This is a genomic window from Kribbella catacumbae DSM 19601 (assembly GCF_000372465.1).
GTDB lineage: Bacteria > Actinomycetota > Actinomycetes > Propionibacteriales > Kribbellaceae > Kribbella > Kribbella catacumbae.
Genome location: NZ_AQUZ01000006.1, coordinates 52839 through 75893, shown reverse-complemented (window position 1 = coordinate 75893; position 23055 = coordinate 52839). Strand labels below are relative to the sequence as shown.

The 23055-nt window shown below is 67.8% G+C and carries 23 protein-coding genes; 16 read left to right on the top strand and 7 right to left on the bottom strand.

Annotated elements, in window-relative coordinates; genetic code table 11:
- Positions 1-55 precede the first annotated feature (55 nt).
- Positions 56-778, top strand: a complete 723-nt coding sequence (locus A3ES_RS0108545; protein ID WP_020386380.1) for a PH domain-containing protein — start codon at positions 56-58, stop codon at positions 776-778.
- A gap of 125 nt (positions 779-903) precedes the next feature.
- On the opposite strand, the gene A3ES_RS46635 is transcribed toward A3ES_RS0108545, so the two are convergent.
- Positions 904-1845 carry a type IV toxin-antitoxin system AbiEi family antitoxin domain-containing protein gene (locus A3ES_RS46635; RefSeq protein ID WP_083933291.1) on the bottom strand — a complete coding sequence of 314 codons (942 nt, stop codon included), beginning with the start codon at positions 1843-1845 and terminating at the stop codon, positions 904-906.
- 192 nt (positions 1846-2037) lie between these two features.
- Here A3ES_RS46635 and A3ES_RS0108535 point away from each other — a divergent pair, with 192 nt between their 5' ends.
- The 4 genes from A3ES_RS0108535 (at position 2038) to A3ES_RS0108525 (ending at position 3938) form a co-directional block, all read left to right on the top strand.
- Positions 2038-2496, top strand: coding sequence for a helix-turn-helix domain-containing protein (locus A3ES_RS0108535; RefSeq protein WP_020386378.1), 459 nt, complete (start codon positions 2038-2040; stop codon positions 2494-2496).
- A gap of 1 nt (position 2497) precedes the next feature.
- Positions 2498-3049, top strand: a complete 552-nt coding sequence (locus A3ES_RS0108530) for a PIN domain-containing protein (protein ID WP_020386377.1) — start codon at positions 2498-2500, stop codon at positions 3047-3049.
- 102 nt (positions 3050-3151) lie between these two features.
- Entirely contained in the window at positions 3152-3346 is a 195-nt protein-coding gene (locus tag A3ES_RS53880; RefSeq protein WP_157630400.1) for a hypothetical protein, read from the top strand.
- Between the two features lie 244 nt (positions 3347-3590).
- Positions 3591-3938, top strand: a complete 348-nt coding sequence (locus tag A3ES_RS0108525) for a VOC family protein (RefSeq protein WP_020386376.1) — start codon at positions 3591-3593, stop codon at positions 3936-3938.
- Between the two features lie 34 nt (positions 3939-3972).
- Here A3ES_RS0108525 and A3ES_RS0108520 read toward each other — a convergent pair whose 3' ends face one another.
- A complete protein-coding gene (locus A3ES_RS0108520) occupies positions 3973-4710 on the bottom strand; it encodes a maleylpyruvate isomerase family mycothiol-dependent enzyme (protein WP_040454305.1) in 738 nt (245 codons plus the stop codon).
- 120 nt (positions 4711-4830) lie between these two features.
- On the opposite strand from A3ES_RS0108520, the gene A3ES_RS0108515 reads away from it, so the two are divergent.
- The 7 genes from A3ES_RS0108515 (at position 4831) to A3ES_RS0108485 (ending at position 12785) form a co-directional block, all read left to right on the top strand.
- Entirely contained in the window at positions 4831-5334 is a 504-nt protein-coding gene (locus tag A3ES_RS0108515) for a MarR family winged helix-turn-helix transcriptional regulator (protein WP_026162679.1), read from the top strand.
- Positions 5335-5433: 99 nt separating this feature from the next.
- Positions 5434-7107 carry a coenzyme B12-dependent isobutyryl-CoA mutase large subunit gene (locus A3ES_RS0108510; RefSeq protein ID WP_020386373.1) on the top strand — a complete coding sequence of 558 codons (1674 nt, stop codon included), beginning with the start codon at positions 5434-5436 and terminating at the stop codon, positions 7105-7107.
- Positions 7028-8872, top strand: coding sequence for an NAD-binding protein (locus tag A3ES_RS0108505; protein ID WP_040454264.1), 1845 nt, complete (start codon positions 7028-7030; stop codon positions 8870-8872). The genes A3ES_RS0108510 and A3ES_RS0108505 overlap by 80 nt, the downstream gene beginning before the upstream one ends.
- A gap of 34 nt (positions 8873-8906) precedes the next feature.
- Positions 8907-9872, top strand: a complete 966-nt coding sequence (locus A3ES_RS0108500) for a tetratricopeptide repeat protein (protein WP_020386371.1) — start codon at positions 8907-8909, stop codon at positions 9870-9872.
- Between the two features lie 162 nt (positions 9873-10034).
- The gene (locus tag A3ES_RS0108495) at positions 10035-10394 is read left to right on the top strand and encodes a YciI family protein (protein WP_020386370.1); all 360 of its coding nucleotides are present in this window, start codon (positions 10035-10037) and stop codon (positions 10392-10394) included.
- Positions 10395-10456: 62 nt separating this feature from the next.
- A complete protein-coding gene (locus A3ES_RS0108490) occupies positions 10457-11344 on the top strand; it encodes a MurR/RpiR family transcriptional regulator (protein WP_020386369.1) in 888 nt (295 codons plus the stop codon).
- 256 nt (positions 11345-11600) lie between these two features.
- The gene (locus A3ES_RS0108485) at positions 11601-12785 is read left to right on the top strand and encodes a hypothetical protein (RefSeq protein WP_020386368.1); all 1185 of its coding nucleotides are present in this window, start codon (positions 11601-11603) and stop codon (positions 12783-12785) included.
- Here A3ES_RS0108485 and A3ES_RS0108480 read toward each other — a convergent pair.
- Entirely contained in the window at positions 12778-13935 is a 1158-nt protein-coding gene (locus A3ES_RS0108480; protein WP_020386367.1) for a citrate/2-methylcitrate synthase, read from the bottom strand. The two genes, A3ES_RS0108485 and A3ES_RS0108480, sit on opposite strands and share 8 nt — an antisense overlap.
- Before the next feature lie 75 nt (positions 13936-14010).
- On the opposite strand from A3ES_RS0108480, the gene A3ES_RS0108475 reads away from it, so the two are divergent.
- Positions 14011-15174 carry a citrate/2-methylcitrate synthase gene (locus A3ES_RS0108475; RefSeq protein WP_020386366.1) on the top strand — a complete coding sequence of 388 codons (1164 nt, stop codon included), beginning with the start codon at positions 14011-14013 and terminating at the stop codon, positions 15172-15174.
- 58 nt (positions 15175-15232) lie between these two features.
- On the opposite strand, the gene A3ES_RS0108470 is transcribed toward A3ES_RS0108475, so the two are convergent.
- Entirely contained in the window at positions 15233-16144 is a 912-nt protein-coding gene (locus A3ES_RS0108470; RefSeq protein WP_020386365.1) for an alpha/beta hydrolase, read from the bottom strand.
- Between the two features lie 18 nt (positions 16145-16162).
- Complete coding sequence (locus tag A3ES_RS0108465; protein WP_040454261.1) at positions 16163-17656, bottom strand: flavin-containing monooxygenase; 1494 nt, start codon at positions 17654-17656, stop codon at positions 16163-16165.
- A 104-nt stretch (positions 17657-17760) separates the two neighbouring features.
- Between A3ES_RS0108465 and A3ES_RS0108460 the strand changes: the two genes are divergently transcribed.
- Positions 17761-18138 (top strand): YciI family protein, encoded by a 378-nt coding sequence (locus A3ES_RS0108460; protein WP_020386363.1) that lies wholly within the window; start codon positions 17761-17763, stop codon positions 18136-18138.
- A gap of 186 nt (positions 18139-18324) precedes the next feature.
- Here A3ES_RS0108460 and A3ES_RS0108455 read toward each other — a convergent pair whose 3' ends face one another.
- Together A3ES_RS0108455 and A3ES_RS0108450 are read right to left on the bottom strand one after the other, a co-directional pair.
- Entirely contained in the window at positions 18325-20655 is a 2331-nt protein-coding gene (locus A3ES_RS0108455; protein ID WP_020386362.1) for an ABC transporter permease, read from the bottom strand.
- Entirely contained in the window at positions 20652-21359 is a 708-nt protein-coding gene (locus A3ES_RS0108450) for an ABC transporter ATP-binding protein (RefSeq protein ID WP_026162678.1), read from the bottom strand. The genes A3ES_RS0108455 and A3ES_RS0108450 overlap by 4 nt, the downstream gene beginning before the upstream one ends.
- A 139-nt stretch (positions 21360-21498) precedes the next feature.
- Here A3ES_RS0108450 and A3ES_RS0108445 point away from each other — a divergent pair, with 139 nt between their 5' ends.
- Positions 21499-22296 (top strand): sensor histidine kinase, encoded by a 798-nt coding sequence (locus A3ES_RS0108445; protein ID WP_202806464.1) that lies wholly within the window; start codon positions 21499-21501, stop codon positions 22294-22296.
- Positions 22293-22949: a response regulator gene (locus tag A3ES_RS0108440; RefSeq protein ID WP_020386359.1), complete on the top strand. Its 657-nt coding sequence runs from the start codon at positions 22293-22295 to the stop codon at positions 22947-22949. Before A3ES_RS0108445 ends, A3ES_RS0108440 begins: the two co-directional genes overlap by 4 nt.
- The last annotated feature ends 106 nt before the right edge of the window (positions 22950-23055 follow it).

Below are 23055 nucleotides of genomic sequence, written 5' to 3'. Positions count from 1 at the left end.
GTGACCTAGATGAGGGCCGCATGGCCGACAGCGGGGTGGACAGGGGAGTGAGTGGATGGCCGGAATAGGCCTCTTCAGGATCTTCGATCCCAAGGTCAGGCGGCATCTGATCTCGGACGAGGGTGAGGTCGTCATCGACGAGGTGCGGCACCACTGGGTGGTGTTCGCCGTGCCGATGCTCGAGGTCCTGCTGGCGACGGCACTGCTGGTGACGATGCTGTGGCTGCCGCTGACTGGCGCCGGCGTGCTGCTGGTGATCGTGCTGGTGCTGCTCGGCCACGCGTTCTGGCAGTTCCTCACCCAGCATCGCGACCGCTTCGTCGTCACGAACATGCGCGTGATGAGGATCCGCGGCGTCTTCTCGCAGACCGTCGCGACCACCCCGATCGCGCGAATCCTCGACATCACCCTGCAGAAACCGCTCATCGGCCGGATGTTCGGCTACGGCCACTTCGTCTTCGAGTCCGCCGCGCAGGACCAGGGCTTCCGCGAGATCAAATACGTCAGCCGTCCCGACGACCGCGACCTGACGATCCAGCGAGTCATCCAGCGCACCGGCCTGCGAGCCTCCGCCAGCGTCGACGTCGTCCAGGGAGACGACGACGATTCCGATGACGACGGCACCGGCCCGATCGGCATGAACACCGCCGCCGAGGTCACCACGACCACCACGACGGCCCCCAGTCACCAGACGACAACCCGCACGGCGGGCACGTCCAGCAAATCAATCTTCAACTCAGAACGAGCCAACTGGACCGACGACCCAGACCACGACTAGCTCGTACTACGACCCGCCTCGCGCCTCCTCCGTCGGCGCTCCATCCCACCACCCCCAGGCGCCGCTCCTGCATCGCGGTTTCGGGTGCACGGCAGAGCGGCTGCTGAATGGAGTGGTTGAACTGATCAGCCAGCAGCGGTCGTCGCGGACGGAGGTGCGGTGAGAAGAGCCTTGGTAATGGCCTCCCGGAGCGCACCATCCGTCGGCGGCACCTGGCGAATGATGGACTGGATGAGCTCCTTGGTGAACGGTGCCCACTGCGCGGCGATCAGCTCCGTCACCTCGGCCACGTTCGGCGCCATCTTTTGCACGAGCTGCTCGATCAGCTCAGCACGGGCCTCGGCGCTGACATTCATCAGGCCGGCAGCATTCTTTGTCAGAAGGTCAACGGCCTGGCGAGTTGTCAGAAGGTCAACGGCTTGGCGAGTTGCCTTCGGAATGCCGGCCTCTTCGAGGAACCTGGCGACCAGCCCTGTCCCGTCACCGAGCTTCACGCCGTACCGGTGGGCGTGCGGCCGAAGTACCTCAGTGATCACGTCGGCATCGATGCCCTGGGCGGTGATTGCGTCCCGAACGACCCCGGCGAGGTGGCCGCCGTCGGTGTTCACCGATGCCAGGTCAGCGATCGTCTTGGGGATCGTGGTTGTCGGCAGGCCGTTGACCGGCCGCCAGTCACGCTCGGCAAGGTGTCCGCGATGGAACCGGATATCGGTCCGGCGCGAGGTGCGACGCCGATCGACCGTGAACTCATGCCGGTCCGCCTCGAGATCCCCGAGCCCGTGGACGCGAGCAGCAGAGCGGTACGAGACGACGTCATCGGGATGCCGGAGCCGATCGCTCGCGGTCAGCCTCGGCGCCAGGCCGAGCCAGGCGCCGCGGAGCTCATCGAGCTCATCGCCGGGAGCACCAGTCAGGCGATAGACCCCATGAGCAAGCCGCTCCAGCGCTCCAGCGTGATGGAGGTGAGCAAGCGACTGGTTGGACACTCCATGCTCAGCTGCCTGCGCTGCGGTCAGAAGACCCCATTGCTCAGCAGCAAGCTCGGCAAGGACAACTTGATGACTCACAGCACACCTCCCGACAGATGCAGCAATACTATCACTCTGCTTTAGTTTCGCTGCACGAGAGCATTGTGCATCGACGACCTTCTTGCCGTGGCCTATCTGTTGGCCGCGCCAGGTCTTGCGTTTGCTTCGTTTATTGCGGATACTTCATTTGTTGATCGCTGATCTTCGCCGGCGATCTGAGGAGGAGTAGCTATGGGTTCCGCCGAACTTGCGTCCGCGCAGCCGGATCCGGCTGCGATCCACACCGCCGATGTCGCCATGCGGCGGGTCAAGCGTTACCTGGCTGACCATGCCGAGGAGCGCGACATCCGCCTGGTGGTCGGTGGAGATCCCGACGACACCTTGTCTGTTCCGAGGAGCGCGGTAGAACTCCTGGCGCGGATCCTTGCCCACATGGCTGCAGGTCGAGCGGTATCGGTTGTGCCCGCCCATGCCGAGCTGACGACCCAGCAAGCGGCCGACCTGCTGAATGTCTCCAGGCCCTATCTCATTGGTCTCCTGGACGACGGAAAGATCGAGTACCGCAAGGTGGGGAAGCACCGTCGGGTGCGCGCCGACTCACTGATGGACTACAAGCGCGAGGACGACCACGACCGCCGTAATGTGGCGGACGAGCTGACAGAGCTCAACCGGGAGATGGGTCTGTACTGACGTGCCGTTCATCGTCGTCTACGACGCCAACGTCCTCTACCCCAACAGCCTGCGGGATCTGCTCATCCGAGTAGCGCAGGCTGGTCTCGTCCAGGCGAAGTGGACCGACAAGATCCTCGACGAGACCTTCGGCAACCTCAAGCAGAAAAGGCCGGACCTCGACCCGGCCAAGCTGGACCGCACTCGGCAGCTGATGAACAGAGCGATCGCAGATGTTCTCGTTGCCGGCTACGAACCATTGATCGACGTCCTGGATCTCCCCGATCTCGACGACCGGCATGTTCTCGCTGCGGCGATCAAAGCCAATGCCCAACTGATCGTCACTGAGAACACCAAGGATTTCCCTCCGGCGACGCTCTCCGCGTGGAACATCGAGGCGCGGAACGCCGACGACTTCATGCTCGACCTGATCGATCTCAATCAGCAGACGGTTTATGCCCAGGTCCAGCGCATGGCTGACGCCCGGCAGAATCCGCCAGGCACAGTCGAAGATGTCCTCGACTCTCTTGAACACGTCGGCCTGCTCGGCAGCGTCGCCGAGCTGCGGCGGTAGGTCCGCTGTTGGTGCTCGGATCTGCCGGCAGGTAATGCGGGCCGGCGCACTGTGGTTAGACCGGCTGGACAGATGCACCCCACGAGTCCCGATGGGCGCTGCTTGAAGCAACCGGCCGGCCGCCGCGATGGGTCCTGGCTTGCGCTGCCGATTGGACCGAATGCTCCCGACAACGACGAGCTCCTGCATCGCGGTACGTCCGGCTCGCCCGTACCGCCTGGCTCGCCCGTACTGCCCGTACCGCCAGGACTGCCCGTACCGTCCGCACTGCCCGGACCGCCCGGCCGGCTCGGCTAGCCCGGCTACGCCCGGGCCAGCACGATGCACCCGGCAAGGCACGGCCAGCACCGTGCCTTCCCTTAAGCCGCGACGCAGGAGCGGCGCACCGGGGTGGGTGGGTGGAGCGCCGACGGAGGAGGTGTGAGGCGGGCGCAGTACCCAGTAACCGGTCAGGAATCGAGAAGCAGGGGTGTGCCGTGCGGAACTAGCGTGAGGGACACGAAGACAGCAGGCCCTCGGGCCCTTACCGCAGGAGTAGAAAATGACTGAGACCCAGGGAATTCAGACCGTGCTGCACCCGGTGTCGGATCTGGCGAAGGCGACCGAGGTGTACGCCGCTCTGCTCGGCGTGAAGCCGACGGTCGAGTCGGCGTACTACGTCGGGTTCGACACGGCCGGGCAGCACATCGGGCTGGTGCCGAAGGGGCCGCAGGGCCCGGAGTCGCCGACGGCGTACTGGCATGTAGCGGACATCGAGGCGAAGTTGGCCGAGGTGACCGCCGCTGGTGGCACCGTGAAGGACTCCCCTCGCGATGTCGGTGAAGGTCGCCTGGTGGCCTCCTTCACCGACCTCGACGGCAACGTCCTCGGCCTGGTCCAGGACCAGTAGTCCACCCCGCGGCCTGAAGGCGCGAGGCGGGCGGTCAAGTGGTGCACTCCGCGACCCGGGCGCGGAACTCCCGTACTGCGTTGTCGTCGCCGGCGGACTGTTCCATGCTCAGGTCGTGGCGGCCCCACAACCAGAGAAAGAGGTCGTCGGGGTCGCCGAAGACCTCGGCGTCGACATCGCCCTCGGCGGTCGGGGTGACCGTCGCGCTGGTGGCGTCGAGTCGGATGGTCCAGGAGCGGCCGTCCGAGGTGATGCGGATGGTGGCGTCCACCGGGTGCTCGGTGTCGCCTTCCTCCCACCACGGGCCGCCGAGCATCAGGGTCAGGACTTCGTCAATGCCGTCCAGGGCCAGGTCGCTGTTGACCGGGGTGGCGGCGCCGTGGGCGAGCTCGGCGTCGATGCGGTGGACGGCAGTCTCCAGGGCCATTCGGCGGTACCAAAAGGCCGAGGTCTTGTCGGTGGGGGAGAAGGTCCAGGTCGGCAGCTCGGTCCCGGACTGCTCCAGCGCGACGACGATCGCGGCCCGCGTTTCGTCGTACAGATCGAGGGCGTCGCGGTCGTCGAGGTACGGCGGCCAGGGGTCGGGTTTTGCTGCCAGGCGGAGGATCTCGACCTTGTGGAGGTAGACCTGCGCCACGTGGCGCAGTACGGACTCGACCGTCCAGCCGGGGCAGCTCGGGACCGCCTCGGTCAGGCCGAGGCGGCCGACCTCGGCGAGCCGGGTGGAGTCGGCCTGGAGACAAGCGAGATAGAACTCGGGCGGCAAAGTCATGCGAGAGAGCATGGCAGCACCCACCGACAGTTTCACCTCACCACCCACCGGCTGCAAAAGGTTGTTGCCGGTGAAGGAGATCAGCCAGGCGAAGGGCAGCGGAGCGGTTAACCTTCCGGCATGGCGAGGAAGAGACCGTTGCCGTTCGACCCGATCGACGAGGCCTCGCGGCAGTGGGGACGCCGCTGGGGTGCCGTCGAGCAGATGCGCGCGGTCACGTCGTTGATGCGGGCCCAGCAGATCGTCATCGGCGAACTCGACGAGATCCTCAAGAAGCACGGTCTGACGTTCGCCCGGTTCGAGGCGCTCGTGCTGCTCACCTTCTCCCGGCGCGGATCGCTGCCGCTGGGCAAGATGGGCGAACGCCTGCAGGTGCACCCGACATCGGTGACCTCGATCGTCAGAAGGCTGGAGACGGCCGGCCTGGTCACCCGTACGCCGCACCCCGACGACGGCCGCGCGATCCTGTGCGAGATCACCGCCGAGGGCCGCGACCTGGTGGAGCGTGCCACCGATGACCTGGTCGCAGCCGACTTCGCCCTGCGGGGTCTGACCGACGACCAGCTCAAGATGCTCTGGTCGGTCCTGCTCCCCCTCCGCCAGGCCGCCGGCGACTTCAACTGACACCCAGAGCCACCGCCAGCCAGCGGGCAAACCGCAAGAAGTGGTTTTTAGTAGGACGTCCTAGTAGTTTGGGGAGGTGACCAACCCCAGGAGGACGTGATGGATGCCGAGCGGATCGCTGCCGGGCAGAGCCGGTGGCAGCAGCGGTACGACGCCTCGCGGCGCCGCGAGGCCGATTTCACCACCCTGTCGGGCACCGAGGTGGAGCCCGTCTACGGGCCGCCGGAGGGCTATGACGACCCCCGGATGGAGCGGATCGGCTGGCCGGGCGAGTTCCCGTTCACCCGTGGTCTGTACGCGACGGGGTACCGCGGCCGGACCTGGACGATCCGCCAGTTCGCCGGCTTCGGCAACGCGGAGGACACCAACGCGCGGTACAAGATGATCCTCAACTCCGGCGGTGGCGGCCTGTCCGTCGCGTTCGACATGCCGACGTTGATGGGCCGCGACTCCGACGACCCGAAGTCGCTCGGCGAGGTCGGTCACTGCGGCGTCGCGATCGACAGCGCGACCGACATGGACCGGCTGTTCAAGGACATCCCGCTGCAGGACGTCACCACCTCGATGACGATCTCCGGGCCCGCCGTGCCGGCCTTCGTGATGTACCTGGTCGCCGCCGAGCGGCAGGGTGCCGACATCACCAAGCTCAACGGCACGCTGCAGACGGACATCTTCAAGGAGTACATCGCGCAGAAGGAGTGGCTCTTCCCGCCGGAGCCGCATCTACGCCTGATCGGCGACCTGATGGAGTACTGCGCCGCCAACATCCCGGCGTACAAGCCGCTGTCGGTCTCCGGCTATCACATCCGCGAGGCGGGTTCGACGGCCGCGCAGGAGCTGGCCTACACACTCGCGGACGGCTTCGGGTACGTCGAGCTGGGGCTCAGCCGTGGTCTCGACATCGACACCTTCGCACCCGGCCTGTCGTTCTTCTTCGACAGCCACCTGGACTTCTTCGAGGAGATCGCCAAGTTCCGTGCCAGCCGCCGGATCTGGGCCCGCTGGCTGCGTGATGTCTACGGCTCGAAGTCCGACAAGGCCCAGTGGCTGCGGTTCCACACCCAGACGGCCGGCGTCTCGCTGACCGCCCAGCAGCCGACGCTCAACGTCGTCCGTACCGCGGTCGAGGCGCTCGCCGCGATCCTCGGCGGCACCAACTCGCTGCACACCAACGCCCTCGACGAGACGCTCGCGCTGCCGACCGACCAGTCGGCCGAGATCGCACTGCGGACCCAGTCGGTGCTGATGGAGGAGATCGGTGTCACCAACGTCGCCGACCCGCTCGGCGGTTCCTGGTACGTCGAGGCGCTGACCGACAAGCTCGAGGCCGAGGCCGAGGAGATCTTTGCCCGGATCAAGGAGATGAGCCCGGACGGCACGATGACCGGCGGGATCCTGCGCGGGATCGAGGACGGCTGGTTCATGGCCGAGATCGCCGACGCGGCCTTCGAGTACCAGCAGAAGCTGGAGAAGGGCGAGAAGAAGATCGTCGGCGTGAACACCCAGACCGACACCGTCGCCGGCGAGCTGGAGATCCTCCGGGTCAGCCACGAGGTGGAGATCGAGCAGTGCCGGGTGCTGGCGGCGCGCAAGGCAGAACGCGACGAGGACCTGGTGGGTCGTAGGCTGTCGGCGCTGGTCGAGGCATCCAGAGGGGCCGGCAACCTGATCGAGCCCATGCTGGAGGCGGCGCGTGCGGAGGCCACGATGGGGGAGATCTGTAACGTTCTTCGGATCGAATGGGGCGAATACCGAGAGCCCGCCCGATTCTGAACCGACGACAGAGATCCCGGAGGCGGACCAGCCGCCGGCCGGCCGGCGGCGCGGGCGGGCCCAGCAACGGTCCGCCCAGCCGCCCGACGACCGCGGGATAGTTGTCTGCGGCTCCGACCGGACCATGCTCCGGGTGGTCACCGAGCTGGTGAGTTCCGGCGAGTACGTGACGGCGATCGTCAACCCGGCCTCCCGGCACTTCGAGCGGATCGGCGAGCTCGGCGCCCAGGTGATGGGCGTCCGGGTGGTCAGCGAGTCCGTACTGCGCCGCGCTGGAATCGATGCCGCCGACGACCAGGCATCCAGCGCGCGAGCCCTGGTTCTGCTGGATGCCGACGACGTCCGCAACGTGCACACCGCACTGACCGCGCGGGACATGGACCCGAACCTGCGCATCGTCATCCAGATGGTCAACCCGCGGCTGGGCGGCCAGTTGCACGAGCTGCTCGGCGACTGCGTCGTCATCTCTGGACCGTCGCTCGCGGCACCCGCCTTCGTCGCCGACGCCCTGGAGGACGACGAGCTCACCTGGGTCGACCTTGGCGGCCGGCGGATGGTCGCGGGACCGGCCGACCTGATCCGCGATCCGCACCTGACTGTGCTGGCCGACACCACTTCGTCGGCGACACCGGAGCTCCTGCCGACCGAGAGCCCCGATCCCACCGGCGACATCGTGCTCGGTACCGGCATCCGCCCGGTCTGGCGGACCAAGGACGTCCGCCGGGCCGGCTGGCTGATGGCGACTCGCGACATTTTCGACCGGCGAGTCCGGACGATCGCCGCGGTGATGGCCGGCCTGGTGCTGATCGGTACGGCGCTGACGCACTGGATCGCCAATATCGACTGGCTCCGCGCGCTCTACCTGGCGGCGGGGGCGGTCACCTCGGCGGGGATCGAGGACGACACCTTCTCCAACGCCGAGCCCTATGCCAAAGTGGCGGCGGTCATCGTCCAGTTGACCGGCATCGTGCTGATGGCGCTGCTCACCGCCGTGATCGTCGACTCGCTGATCGGCGCCCGGCTGTCGCGGGTGATCGGCGGCGTTCGGGGCCGGCCGCGCAACCACGTCGTCGTCTGCGGCCTCGGTACGGTCGGGGCCCGCGTGCTGGAGATCCTGGTCGAGCGTGGCGTCGCCGTGGTCGGGGTCGAACAGGACGAGGACGCTCCCGGTGTACAGACCGCGCATCGACTACGGGTCCCCGTGATCATCGGCGATAGCAGCAATGAGGAGACGCTGCGGTCGGCAGGCGTGCAGCGCTGCCAGTCGGTGCTCGCGATCACCAACGGGGACATCACCAATCTCGAGTCCGCGATGGTCGTCCACGAACTGAACCCGGACGCCCGGATCACGATGCGGATGTTCGACCACGACCTGGCTCAGCGGGTCGAGCGGCAGCTCGGCCTCGGCCACAGCCGGTCGGTATCGATGCTGGTGGCACCGGCCATCGCCGCGGCGGTCGCGAACCGTCGCAGCCAGACGACCGTCCCGGCCGGCCGGCGCGTTCTGCTGCTCACCGAGGTCGCCGTCGAGCAGGACTCGGTCGCGGTCGGCAAGCGGCTCGGTGAACTGGACGAGGCGGGCGGCCTGCGGGTGCTCGCCCGGCTGGAAGACGGCATCCCCTGGGACTGGTCGCCGGCCTTCGACCAGACGGTCAGTCCGGGCACCCGGATCGCCGTCGCGGGCACCCGGAGCGGGCTGGCCAGACTGCTGCTGGCGACCCGCGCGCCACACCGTTCGGGGCCGTCGGAGAGGATGGACCCATGAACGTACGCAGTGAGCACGGAATGCGAGGACAACGGTGAGCCAGCCGAACTTCTCCCGCCCGGGAGCCATCGACCTGTCGTCCCTGCGCAAGCCACCCGCACCGCGCCCCGGCAGCGCGCCCGGCAGCGCGCCCGGTGGAGCGCCTGGTGGTGCACCCGCGGGCGCCTCGGCCGGCGGTGCGTATGTGCTGAACGTGACCGAGCAGACCTTCCAGGCGGACGTGATCGAGCGGTCGCTCCAGGTCCCGGTGGTGGTCGAGTTCTGGTCGCCGCGCTCGGAGGCGTCGACAGCGCTCAGCCCGATCCTGATCCAGCTCTCGACCGAGTACGCCGGCAAGTTCCTGCTGACCCGGATCGACATCGACGCGAACCCGCAGCTGGCCCAGGCGGTCGGCGTACAGACGATCCCGCTGGTGATCGCAGTACTGCGCGGTCAGGTCGTCCCGCTGTTCCAGGGTGCCGTCTCCGACGCCGAGGCCCGCCAGTACGTCGAGCAGCTGCTCACCGTTGCGGTCGCCAACGGCATCACCGGCCGTACTGACCCGGTCGGCCCGGCAGTCGCGGGCGAGCCTGAGCAGGCCGAGCCCGAGCCGGATCCGCGGTACGAGGCCGCGGAGAACGCAGTCGGCGCTGGCGACCTGGACGGTGCGATCGCGGCGTACGAGGCGCTCTTGAAGGAGACCCCGAGCGACGCGGAGGCGAAGTCCGGGCTGGCCCGGGTGCAGCTGGTGAAGCGGACCCGCGACGTACCGGCCGAGGTGCGGACCCGCGCGGCGGAGGATGCGGCCGACATCGAGGCGCAGATGCTCGTGGCCGACGTCGATCTGATGGGCGGTCACGTCGACGACGCGTTCGCGCGGCTGATCAAGACGATCCAGGTGACCGCGGGCGACGAGCGCGACGCCGTCCGCCTCCACCTGCTCGAGCTGTTCGAGGTGGTGGGCGCGGACGACGAGCGCGTCGTCAAGGCCCGCCGTCGCCTGATGGCCGCGCTCTTCTAGTACGACCGAGTCCCGCCCCGTACTCACCCCGGCACCTGGCCAGTAGGCCAGGTGCCGGTTTCGTGAGAAATGCTGCCGGTAGCCTGTCGGATCCTTGGTGAGCCGTTCGTAGCAGGGGTGAGAGGTGGCCAGTGGGAGGCTGCCCGGATAAGGAGTAGTGAGATGACGCGGTACCTGATCTCGTTCGAAAAGGGCGCGATGGACCACATCCCCCAGGAGGAGATCGCCGAGGTGGGCAAGGCCGCCCACGCGGTGATCCAGGAGGCCAAGGACGCGGGCGTGTTCCTCTTCGCGGGTGGACTGCAATACGACAACGACGACGTGGAGCACGCGGTGGTGGCCACCGACGGGCTGGTCACCGACGGTCCCTACCCGGAGAGCAAAGAGGTCATCGGCGGCGTGGCGATCGTCGACGTCCCCACCCGCGAGGAAGCCCTGGAGTGGGCCGCGAAGATCGCGGTCGCCTGCCGCTGCGCGCAGGACGTCCGCAAGTTCATGGACGACCCGGACCTGATCGACTGACCTCACACGGTTTCGGTGTTAACTATTGACACCATGCGGTTGAGGTTCTGAGAATCATTCACGTGAGTGTTCTGGAGTCGCCACCGCCGAGTCTTGAAGCGCGGATCCACGGCCTGCTGCCGGGTTTGAGCCCGGCGCAGGTCCGGGTCGCGCACGAGGTACTGCGTGATCCCGCGGCGGTGGCGTCGTCGACGATCGGCGAGTTGGCCGCCCGATGCGGGACGTCGCTGCCGAGCGTGACGCGGTTCTGCCTGGCCCTCGGCCTCAGCGGGTACGCCGAACTGCGGTTGGCGCTGGCGGCCGAGAGCGGGCGAAGCAGTACGAGCTGGGAGCGGGGGACAGGCGCCGAGGTCGGGCCGGACGACAGTCTCGGCGAAGTCCTGCGCACCTTGCTCAGGGCCGACGCGCGAGCGCTCGAAGACACCGTCGCCGAGATCGATGTCACCGCACTCGGCGAGGCGGTGCGTACGATCTCCAACGCCCGCCGAATCGACCTGTACGCCGTGAGCGGGTCCGCCTGTGTCGCGGAGGACCTGCGACTGCGCTTGCACCGGATCGGGCGTGGCGCCAGCAGTTGGAGTGACGTCCACAACGCACTCACGAGCGCGGCACTGCTCGGCGTGGGAGATGTTGCCGTCGGCATCTCGCACAGCGGCGAGACCATCGAAGTACTCGAACCCCTGCAGCGGGCCGGGCGGCAAGGCGCGCGAACTGTTGCCATCACCAACTACCCGCGCTCGCCGCTCGCCCGTGCCGCCGACATCGTCCTGCTCACGGCCGCCCGCGATGTCACCTTCCGCACCGGCGGACTCTCCGGCCGGCACGCCCAGATGCTCGTCCTGGACGCCCTGTACATCGGCGTAGCCCAACGCGACTACACCCTCTCAGAACAAGCCTTCGACGCCACAGCCGAGGCAGTCTCCACCCACCGAACCCGACGGCCCGGCTGACCCTCGTTCCTCAACCGCCATAGAGGAGACCCGCATGCCAGACCCGGACGAATCCACCACACCCTCAATCCACCAACACCTGGCCCGTTCAGCCTCCGAGCCAAGTCGACGGCGGCTGCTGCTCGGTGCCACTGCGGCGGCCATCGCTGCAGGCATGACCACTACGCCCTCAACTGCAGCTGCCAGCTCGGCGACTTCCAACGTTGCGATTCCCTCGCCCGACACCTTGCCGTTGACCGGGGGAGCGGAGTTTCCGGTGGGGTTGTTCTGGCCACCGCATCCGTACGCGAGTACTGCGGAGCGGTTCGCCGAGATCGCCGAGGCCGGCTTCGACTTCGTCATCTCCGGCAACTACGCGGGCGACGGCAACATCTTCCAACACCAACTGGCGCTTGCACGGGACGCCGGTCTGCAGATGCTGATCTCCGACGACATCCAGATCCGCAACATGGCCCGCTGGTTCTCCATCTCCGACAACCCGGCCGACTTCCTCAGCATCACCCCGGCCGAGGCGCGCGAGTTCTACACCCGCGCCCGCGACGCCTACGGACCCTACTCATCCCTGGCCGGCTTCAACTTCTACGACGAGCCCGGCCCAGGCTGGTTCGGCACGTTGGCAAAGGCATTGGCCGTATCCCGCGAGCTCGCGCCGCAGTTGTTGCCCTACATCAACCTCTTCCCCTCAGACGACCCGGCGTACTACCGCGACTTCGTGGACATCGTGAAGCCATCCCTCGTCTCGTTCGACCGCTACCCATTGCTCTCCGAAGGCCGGGAGGACGCGAACTACTTCCACAACTGGGCGATCGTCCGCGACGCCGCCCTGCGCGGCGACGTACCGGCGTGGGTTTTCATCCAGACGCTCGCCTACAACGGGCATCGCGAGCCGACCGCGGCCGAGCTGCTCTGGCAGGTCAACATCAGCCTCGCGTACGGCGCCAAGGGCATTCAGTACTTCACCTACTGGACCCCCGAGGCCGCCCGCGGTGAGGGCTTCGGGCCGGCATTGATCACCGTCGACGGCAAGCGGACGAGTCGCTACAGCGCTGCGAAGAAGATCAACACCACTTGGCTTCATCAGGTCGGTCGCGAGCTGAAACCGCTCGTCTCGGAGTCCGTCGTCCACGCCAACGAGACGCCGTTGCCCAACGGGACGGTGGGATTCACGCCGACCGACCTGGTCACCGGAATCACCGGCCAGGCTGTTGTCGTCGGCACCTTCCGGAGCCGCGACTCGACGGTGAAGGACCGCTGGCTGCTCGTCTCGAACCGCTCGCACAGCGCGTCCACTCGGGCGACCGTGGTCGTGGACCCGGCCAAGGTCTACGGAGTCGACGTGTTCCAGCCGATCTCGAAGTCGTACGCCGGGTTGCGCGGCACCGGCGTACCGGTGAGTCTCGCGCCGGGTGCCGCAGCCCTGCTCAGGTTGAAGGTCAGGTGACCGCCGGGCCGGTGTAGTTGCCGAGGGCACGGAATCGGAGTCCTGGCTCGGCGTACTCCTCCAGTGCGTGGGCGGTCCAGCCGACGATGCGGGCGATCGCGAAGAGCGCCTCGCCCGCATCGGGGTGGAAACCGTAGGCGTGCATCATCACGGCCAGTGCCAGATCGCTGTTCGGGAAGTTGCTCACTCTCGCGGTGATCTCATTCACTCGCGTCATCACCGGCTCGTCCGCCAGCAAGCCGAACAGCACCTCGGCGCGCGGATCGCGTTGCCGGTAGATGCGATGACCGAAGCCGGGTACGGGCTTACCTGAGCGCAGCTGGTCCGACAGAGCCTCGACCGGGTTCTGGAGTGCTTGATCGAGGAACTGGTACGCCAGAGTGGGCGCCCCGCCGTGGTAGTGGCCATCGAGGGCGCCGAGGCCCGCCGACACCACGGAGTACAGGTTGGCCCGGGCGCTGGCGGCGACGCGTGCGGCGACGGTCGAGACGGCGAGACCGTGGTCGGCCAGCAAGACGAGTGCGGCGTTCAAGACCTCTGGTCGTGGCGGTGCCGCGGACAGCTTGGGCCAGAGCCGCGCTGCGAACCCACCCTTGGCAGTTTCTCCGGGCAAAGCCTCGACCAGCACGCCCAGCAGCCGTCGCGCAGTCTCCAGCACGGACCCCGGTGCCAGGTCGAAGCGCAGTGGATCAGCAGCGCCGAGCACCGCGACGGCGATGCGTAGATGATCCGACAGCCGTGCCGTCTCTGGCGCGACGGTGATCGTCGCACGGGCCAGGTGAACCAGGTCGGCAGGAGCTGGGAAGGTCTGGGTGGGTGCCAGCTCGCCGGTCCACAGCAGTTCGGCGACGGACTCGAAGGTCTGGGTGGCGGCGAGGTCGCGGACGCGGTGGCCGCGGTAGTAGAGCTCGTCGTCCTGCTGCAGGGACAGCTCGGTCTCGATGCGCTCGACCACCCCTGGGTGCTCGACAGTGCGGCTGGCGAGCTGTTCGACGTCGGCGGCGGTGAACAGGCTGCCGCGACGGCCCCGGGCGCGGATGCTGGTGAGCTGGCCGCGGCTCACGTACGCGTAGATCGTCTCCGGCTTCACGTTCAGCCGGCGGGCGACCTCGGCTGTGGTCAGGTAATTCTCGTCACCCTCTTGCGACATCTCGCGCTCCTGGAGCCGTATCTATTGACTGGATCAACATTGACAATACTTGATTCCGGATCAAATCTGAATTCCATGTCAATCACAGTTGAAGGACCGATCGAAGTACCCCCTGGGCTGCGGAACGTCGTCGTGACCGAGACCCGGCTCGGCGACGTCCGTGGTGACGAGGGGTTCTACCACTACCGGCAGTACTCGGCGATCGACCTGGCCCGATCGAAGACGGTCGAGGATGTCTGGTTCCTGATGTACGAGGGCCGGCTGCCGACCGCCGCCGAGCGCGATGCCTTCAGCGCCGGGCTGGCACCGCTACGGGTGCTGCCGCCCGAAGTACAGGCTGCGCTGCCGGCCATCGCCGCTGCGGGCTCATCCTTCAACCCACTCGCGGGACTCCGTACTGCGCTGTCGCTACTGACCGCCGCCCGTGAGCTCCCGCCACTGTGGGACGCAGATCCCGTACGGCGTAAAGCGGACGCGATGCTCGTGTGCGCCGTCACCCCGACGATCCTCGCGGCCCTGTATCGCCTGCGCGAAGGCCTCGAGCCACTAGAACCTCGGGCGGACCTCTCCGCCGCCGCCAACTGGCTCTACTTGGTGACGGGCGAGGAGCCGACGGAAGCCAAGGCGCGCGCGATCGAGCACTACCTGATCTCGACCATCGACCACGGCTTCAACGCGTCGACCTTCACCGCCCGGGTGATTGCCTCCACCGGTGCCGACGTGGTGTCGGCCGTCGCTGGTGCCATCGGTGCCTTCTCGGGACCGCTGCACGGCGGGGCGCCGGACCGGGCGTTGGCCAGCCTCGACGAGATCGGTACGCCGGACCGCATCGACGCCTGGGTGCGCGCGAAGGTGTCGGCGGGCGACCGGATCATGGGCTTCGGCCACGCCGTCTACCGCACCGAGGATCCACGCTCGATCATGCTTCGCGACATCGCCCGCGGCATCGGCGGCGACCTGGTCGACTTCGCCACCACGGTCGAGCAGCGCATCGTCGAAGTACTGGCCGAGCTCAAACCCGGTCGCAATCTCTACGCCAACGTCGAGTTCTACGCCGGCGTTGTGATGTCCCGGTGCGACCTGCCGCGCGCCATGTTCACTCCGACCTTCGCCGTCAGCCGCGTGATCGGCTGGACCGCCAACATCCTGGAGCAATCCACCGACTCCAAGATCATCCGCCCCGCAGCTCGCTATGTGGGTCCGCCGGCCCCCGAGCCTGTCCCGACCGACAGGACATAGTGCCCATCTGGCCGGGCTGCGTAGGTTTCCTGAGCCTGCCAGCGGCGTACGAGACCGACTATGTCCTGTCGGTCGGGACGTCGAGAAGGTTGCTCAGCCGGTCGCCGAGGTCTGGGGGAGCGGTGTGACCGAGGCCGGGGATGCGGACTATCTCGAACCCTGAGCTGGTCAGCTGGTCGGCGGCCCGCTCGACGGCGGCCAGCACGTGATCCTCGGTGCCGACCAGGATCGTTGCCGGCGACAACCGCCTGGCCGGTGTCTGCGGGAGGTCGCCTAGCGAGGGCGTCAGGAGCATGACGCCGCTGACCGCTACCGGCTCGGCGGTGAGGGCCCAGTCGAGTGCGGCGCGCCCGCCGCTGGAGAAGCCGGCCGCGATCACGGGTAGGCCGCGGAGTTCGTCCGGCAGGTCGGCCAGGGCGTCGGCCATATCCCGGATCACGAGATCGCGCTCGCGCCAGTTCCGGAACTGCGGTGAGTCCAGTTGCGACGAATCGACGCAGACCAGCGCAAAGCCGAGCTTCACCACCGGCGCCCAGACCCGGGCGGCCCGCGACGCGCGCTGCCCGGTGCCGTGGAGAGCGACCACGACACCGGACACTGGTCGCCCGGCGTCGGGGAGGTCGATCGTCCAAGATGCCTGTCCGTTGACCTTGCGGCCGCGCGAGAGCTCGACCAACTGGTTCAACTCGGGGCGGTCCCGGAGAGCCGCGAGGTCGTCGTCCTCCAGCAGGAGCGAGTCGTACCACCAGGCTCCGGCCTCACTCGCCCGCCGGAGTACGGCCAGTGCTGAGTCCGCATCTCCCAGCGAGCCGTACATGCACGCCTCGAAGTGGGCGAGTTCCGCCGACCAGGGTGCGAGGTCCGGGTGGGGTGGATCCAGCAGTCCCAGTGCTTCGCGCTGCCTGCCCTCGCGGTACAGGCTCAGCAGGCGATCGGTCAGCTGTTCGTAGCGAGCCTCGGGCGTCTCCATCGGCCCATCCTGGGGGTCCTAGCGCCCTGCCGTCGACAAGTTTCCAGCAGGCTTGAACTGCATGGCGCCGTCGGCGAGGCGGGCGTAGCGAAGGGTGACGAGGTCGCGGGGGTAGTTCTGACGCAGGCGCCAGGGGCCGTACGAGCCTTGGCGGGGGAGGATGGCGGCCGCGCGGCGGATGTAGCCGGAGGAGAGATCGACCACGGGACGCGCGGGAGCGTCGTACTCGGCTGGGTCGATCTCTGGGACGCAGATGGTTGTGCGGGTGGCATCCAGGTGGTTGAGGAGCCTGCAGACGTACTGCGAGGTCAGGTCGGAGCGGAGCGTCCAGGAGTTGTTCGTGTAGCCGATGCACCAGGCGAGGTTGGGGACTCCGCTCAGCATCATGCCCTTGTAGACGAAGGTGTCGTGCGGATGGACTGGACGGCCGTCGACGGTCAACTCGATCTTGCCCAGCGCGACCATCTGCAGGCCGGTGGCGGTCACCACGAGGTCGGCCTTTAGCTCCTCGCCCGAGCGCAGCCGGATGCCGTCAGGGGTGAAGGTGTCGATCTCCTCCGTCACCACCGACGCCGTACCGTCGTGCAGGGCCTCGAAGAGGTCAGCGTCGGGCACTAGGCAGAGACGCTGGTCCCAGGGTTTGTACTGCGGGGTGAAATGCGGGTCCGCCGGCACTGACTCGGGTAGCTGTTTCGCGACCGTGCGGTTGAGTAGCCAGGCCGCATGGGCAGGCCAGCGGCGAAAGGCGGCATACACGGCACTGCTGAAGGCGACGTTCTTACCGCGGATGAGGTGGTGGGCCAGGCTCTCCGGTAGTACAGCGCGGAGACGGTCCGAGAAGGTGTCTGATGCCGGGCGGGAGGCGACGTAGCTGGGGGAGCGCTGCAGCATGGTCACGTGTGCAGCGGTCGGTGCCATAGCCGGGACTAGCGTGACGGCGGTTGCGCCGCTTCCGATCACCACTACTCGCTTGTCTGCATAGTCGAGGTTCTCTGGCCAGTGCTGTGGGTGCACGACCTGTCCCTGGAAGTCCTTGATGCCGGGGAAGTCCACGACGTACCCGCTGTCGTAGTTGTAGTAGCCGCTGCATACGTAGAGGAACGAGCAGGTGTAGGAGTCGCCGCTCGTCTCGACTGTCCATAGGGCGTCCTCTGACGACCAGGACGCGCGTAGTACGCGCTGGCCGAAGCGGATGTGTTTGTCGATGCCGTACGTCGCTGCGGTCTCGTGCAGGTACTCGAGGATGGACGGGCCGTCCGCGATCGCTTTGGCCGCTTTCCAGGGGTGGAAGGGGAAGCCGAGCGTGAACATGTCGCTGTCGGAGCGGATGCCGGGGTAGCGGAAGAGGTCCCAGGTGCCGCCGAGGTGGTCGCGGCCTTCGAGGACGGCGTAGGAGTGGCTGGGGGCCTGGGTCTGGAGGCGGTAGGCGGCACCGATTCCGGAGAGGCCGGCGCCGACGATCAGTACGTCCAGGTGCTCCACGAGTTCCTCCTGGGTTCCTGTTGAGTACATAGTCAACGGTAGGCGAAAAGTTCATCCTGGGTGTGTTGTCGATTCCAACGGGGGTCGTTCGTCAGCAAGATGTCCAAGAGAAACCCACAACGAGGGAGCCAGCGATGGCGCAGTACGCGTTCCTACTGTTCGACACCGAAGAGTTCTACGACAACGTCACGCCCGAGGCGTGGCAGGAGGCGATGAAGTTGCACACCGCGTTCTCCGAGGCGGTGGTGGCGGCGGGCGCGAGCATTCTCGGCGGTGAGGCGCTGGAGCGGTCGAGTACGGCGAGCACGGTGAAGCAGACCGGCGGCGATCCGATCGTCACCGACGGCCCGTTCATCGAGACGAAGGAGGCACTCGGCGGCTTCTACTTGATCGAGTGCAAAGACCTCGACCAGGCACTCGCCCTGGCCAAGATCTGCCCATCAGGCAACGTCGAGGTCCGCCCGGTGATGAACACCTCCGCCGACGCAGCCCCGCCAGGCCAACCCGCCTGACCGCCGAGCAAGCGCCGGACCACCCGGCCCAGCGTTTGACAGCCGAGCAAGCGCCGGACCACTCGGCCCGGCGCTGCCGGCTCCGGCTCGGGCGACTCCGGCGGCTGCCGCCCGACGCTGCCCGCCCGCCGCCTGCCGCCCCGGCGCTGCGCCCGGCGCCTGCAGCCAGGCGCTGCTGCGCTGCAGTTATTCGTTGTGGAGGACTTCGGCGATCGTGGTGTGGGCGGCGGAGCGGGCTGGGATGTAGGCGCCGGCGGCGGAGATGACGATGCCGGCGAAGACCAGGATGGCCAGGAGGTAGAGGGGAAAGACGTTGAGCATGAAGGCGGGGATCTCCACCTGGGCGCCGTTGGCCATGGCGGGGACAACGAGCCGGTGCGCCAGGATTCCCAACGGGATGCCCAGCAAGCCGCCGATCGCGCCGAGGGCGGTCATCGAGCTCACCACCATGACGGTGACCTGACTCGGAGTCATGCCGATGGACTTCAGCATGCCGAGATCACGCCGGCGTTCTCGCGTGTTCAGGATGACCGTGTTGAACACACCGAGCGCCGCCACGGTCCCCAGCATCAGCGTGAGCAGGATGACGGTCGCCAGGACGATCGCGACGAACGTTCCCGCATCCTGACCCTCTGTCTCCTGCAGACCTGGGTCCTTGGCCTGCACCGCCTTGACGAAGGCGTCCAGATCCGTGCCGGGCTTGACGTTGATCTCGTACAGGCTCGCCCGCCGCTCGGGTGCGATCAGCGCCAGCGTCTGCCAGTTCGACAGCACCTCCTCGCCTGAGTTGTAGAGCGCCTTGCCAACGATCCGCGTCTGGATGGTCTTGCCCTGCGCCTGCAAGGTGATCGTGTCACCGACCGCCAGTCCACGCTGGCGCAGGAACCGCTCGGAGACCACCACCTGCCCCGGACCGTCGAACCACTTCCCCTCGAGGATCCGATAGCCCAACTGCTCGTAGTCCCCCCGATAGAACGACCCCCGAAGCACTGTCTGCGTCCCCGACAACCGCAGTTGGAGGTCAGTGCTCGCCGCCACCGACACTGCTCCCGGAGTGGAGCGCAGCAGCGCCTCATCCTCCGCATCGGTCAGTTTGGGGGCGGGTGGCGCACCCGGGTCGGCAGGTTCCGGCCCGTCGTCCGCAGGACGCCCGAACATGGTCAGGTCAATCGCATCGACCCGGCTCGCGGCAGTCTGATAGGTCGTCAACGACTTCCCGAGCCCCACCGCCAGCGTCACGCTCGTGACACCCAGTACGACGGCTGCCAGGGTCAGCGCCGTCCGCGCGGGTCTGGCAAACGGCAGCCCGAATCCAAGACTCAATGACCGCGGCAACCGAGTGCCACTCAGCCACCGCTGCACCTTCAACCCGCGCCCGGCCCGAGGCGCACTGCCCGCACTGATCGCCTGGGCCGCCGACAGACTCCGTGCTCGCATCGCAGGCAGCAGAGCGGACAGCGCCACCAACGCCGGTACGCCGAGCAGCGCGGCCACGTCCACCCAGATCGGTACGCCGACCCCGCCCGCGCCGTAGTTCTCGAAAGCCCTTGTCAGCAAGGACGTTGCGAGCACATTGCCCAGGACCGTACCGATCGCGCACCCCACGATCGCTGGGAGCGACACCATCGCGACGTAGACCGTCATCACCTGCGACGGAGTGAACCCCAGCGCCTTGAGTACGCCGATGTGCTTGAAGCCGGCCACCACAGCACCACTGACCACGTTGCCGACGATCAGCACGGCCACCGCGAGCCCGAGCCAGCCGAACACCATCAGGAACGGTACAAACGTGTTCGGCTCGCCACTGGCAAGTGCTCGCAGCGCAAGGTAGGACTGCGTGCCCACCAGCGCACCGGAGGGCAGACCGGCGGTCACTTCGGACTGTCCGGCGGACACCTGCTCGTTGGTCGCGGCCTGGTCGAAGCGGTAGAGCATCTGCGTCGAGGTCGGCTTCAAGGCAGTCATCTGGGCCGGCGTCAACCAAGCATCGGCCGACTGGCTCACGCTGTACGCGAACCCGACGATGGTGAGCTGCTGACCCGCCACGGTGATCGTCGTATCCAGCCCCGGCGCACCACGCCCCTCGGTGTCGGTGGGGTTCCGGTTGAGCACGATCTCGCCTGGCTTGTCCGCCCAGCGCCCCTTCCACACATTGAGGCGATCGACCGGCCCACCCGGGTCCGCACGGCCCACAGTGAGCATGGACAGCGGGCCTCCCATCATCCGCATCGAGGTGACGTCGAGCGTCGCCTGACCGAACGGCCCGGCCACAGCCGAGGCACTCTGGGCCGCTTTGGTGAGCTGGGCGTCGCTGACCTTGCTCCGGTCGTACGACGCCGCCAGGTGCGCACCGCTCTGTTTTGCGTACGCCTGGTCGAAGGGTCCGCTCGAAGCCGCCAGCAACCCCAGTGCGACGACGATCATCGTGGTTGACAACATGACGACCACGCCGATCACCAAAGTCTGGACCCGGCGTCGTCGTACCGCTGCTCGCGACACCGGCCACACGGCGCTCACGACGTACGCTCCAGACTGCGCTCACCGGCGATCTGGCCGTCGACGAAGTCGATCACCCGGCTGGCGCAGCGGGTCGCGAGCTGTTGGTCGTGGGTCACCAGGAGCAGCGTCTGGCCGATCTGGTTCAGGTCCAGCAGCAGGTCCATGACCTGCTCGCCGGCGCGGGTATCCAGCGCGCCGGTCGGTTCGTCGGCCAGCAGGAGGGCCGGGCGGTTCATCAGCGCACGGGCGACCGCGACCCGCTGCCGCTCGCCGCCACTCAGCTGGGCCGGGTAGACGTTCCGGCGGCCGGCGATGCCGAGTTCGTCGAAGAGCTCGAGTGCACGGTTCCGGGCGTGCGAGGCCGACGTACCGGTCAGCTGCGCGGCCAGGGCGACGTTGTCGAGGGCGGACAGGTCGTCGAGCAGGTTGAAGAACTGGAAGATCATGCCGATCCGCCGGCGCCGGTACAACGCGAGGCCCTTCTCGTCCAGTGCGCCCAGGTCGTCGCCGTGCACGACCACGGAACCAGACGTCGGCCGGTCCAGTCCGGCCACCATGCTGAGTAGGGTGGACTTGCCACTGCCGGACGGTCCCATCACCGCGACTGCCTCACCGGCGTGGATCTCCAGCGACACTCCGTCGAGTGCGACGGATTCGCCATACTCCTTGCGTACGTCGGTGACCCGTACGACTGCCTGTCCGTTGCCTTCGCCATCCATCATGTCGTTCACGCTAAGGCCGGTCGTGCGCGCCGGGCGTCAGCCTGCCGGAGTACTGTCCGCCCGCGGTCATCCTGGAGATGTACGGCGTGCCCCGAGCGGATGATGCGGAATCCGGACCGCCCCTGGGACAGTGGTTGTCGTGGACACGATCTGGCTGCTCGTCGCCCTGGCGGCCTGCCTTGCCGCGGTAGGGCTAGCAGTGGCCCTGGGCCGGCAGCGGCAGGCGCACACCCGGGCGCTGGAGGAACGCGGCTGGTTGCTCGAGCGCGAGCGGGAGACCGCCGCCAGCAACGCGGTCGACGCCGAGCGCGCCCGGATCGCCCACGACCTGCACGACATCGTCAGCCATAACGTCAGCGTCATGGTGATCCAGGCCGGTGCGGCACGGCACGTGCTCGAAACCGAGCCGGACCAGGCTGAGGCGGCCTTGCTCGCGGTCGAGGCGGCCGGGCGCGACACCATGGCCGAACTGCGGCATCTGCTCGGTCTGCTCGCGCCGCAGGCCACAGGCGAGGAGGACGAGCAGCTGGCCCCGCAGCCGAGTCTGAGCCGGCTCAGCCCGCTGATCGACCGGATCGCGTTCGCCGGGTTGCCTGTGGACGTGCGGATCTCCGGGGAGCCGCGACCACTTCCGGCCGGTGTCGACGTCACGGCGTACCGGATCATTCAGGAGGCGCTGACCAATGCGCTCAAGCATGGCGACGGGGTGAAGGCTGAAGTGACAGTCCGGTACGCCGACCACGCGCTGCGGGTGGAGATCCTCAACACCGGTCCGAGCGTGCTGACCGGTGGGCGCTCCGCGGGCGCTGGTGGCGAGGGGCGTGGGCTGCTGGGGTTGCGGCAGCGAGTGGCGGTGTACGGCGGTGATCTGGACGCCAGGCGCCGGCTGGGTGGGGGCTTCCGGGTGCGCGCGAAGATCCCGCTGGAGCGCCCGTGACCCGGGTGGTGATCGCCGACGACCAGGCCCTCGTGCGGACCGGATTCCGGATGATCCTGACCGCGCGGGGCATCGAGGTCGTCGGGGAGGCCGCTGATGGGGTCGAGGCCGTCGAAGCGGTCCGCCGGTTGCGGCCGGACGTCGTACTCATGGACATCCGGATGCCGACGATGGACGGCCTCGAGGCGACTCGCCGCATCCTGGCCGAGCCGACGAGTTGCCGGGTCCTGATGCTCACGACCTTCGACCTGGACCGCTACGTGTACGCCGCGCTGTCCGCCGGCGCCAGCGGGTTCCTGCTGAAGGACGTCACCCCGGAGCACCTTGCGGCGGCGGTCCGGCTGGTCACCACCGGCGACGCCCTGCTCGCACCCTCGATCACGCGTCGCCTGGTGGAGCGGTTCGCGGTGCCCGCACCGTCGCAGCCCGCGGTACATCGCGATCTCGCCGCGCTGACGCCCCGGGAGCTGGAGGTCCTCATCTTGATGGGGCATGGGCTGTCCAACGCTGAACTCGCGGCCGAGCTGACACTGAGTGAGGCGACGGTCAAGACCCACGTCGCCCGGATCTTCGCGAAGCTGACCCTTCGTGATCGCGCGCAGGCCGTTGTCCTCGCCTACGAGACCGGGCTGGTGTCGCCGGGTGACCGCTGACGGAGCGACCGGCCGGCACGTCGATCTTCGGGAGCCCGGACGACCAGCCGAACCGCCGGCGTACGGCGAGGAAGGTCAGCCGGGGGTTTGCGGCGCGCAGGTTGAA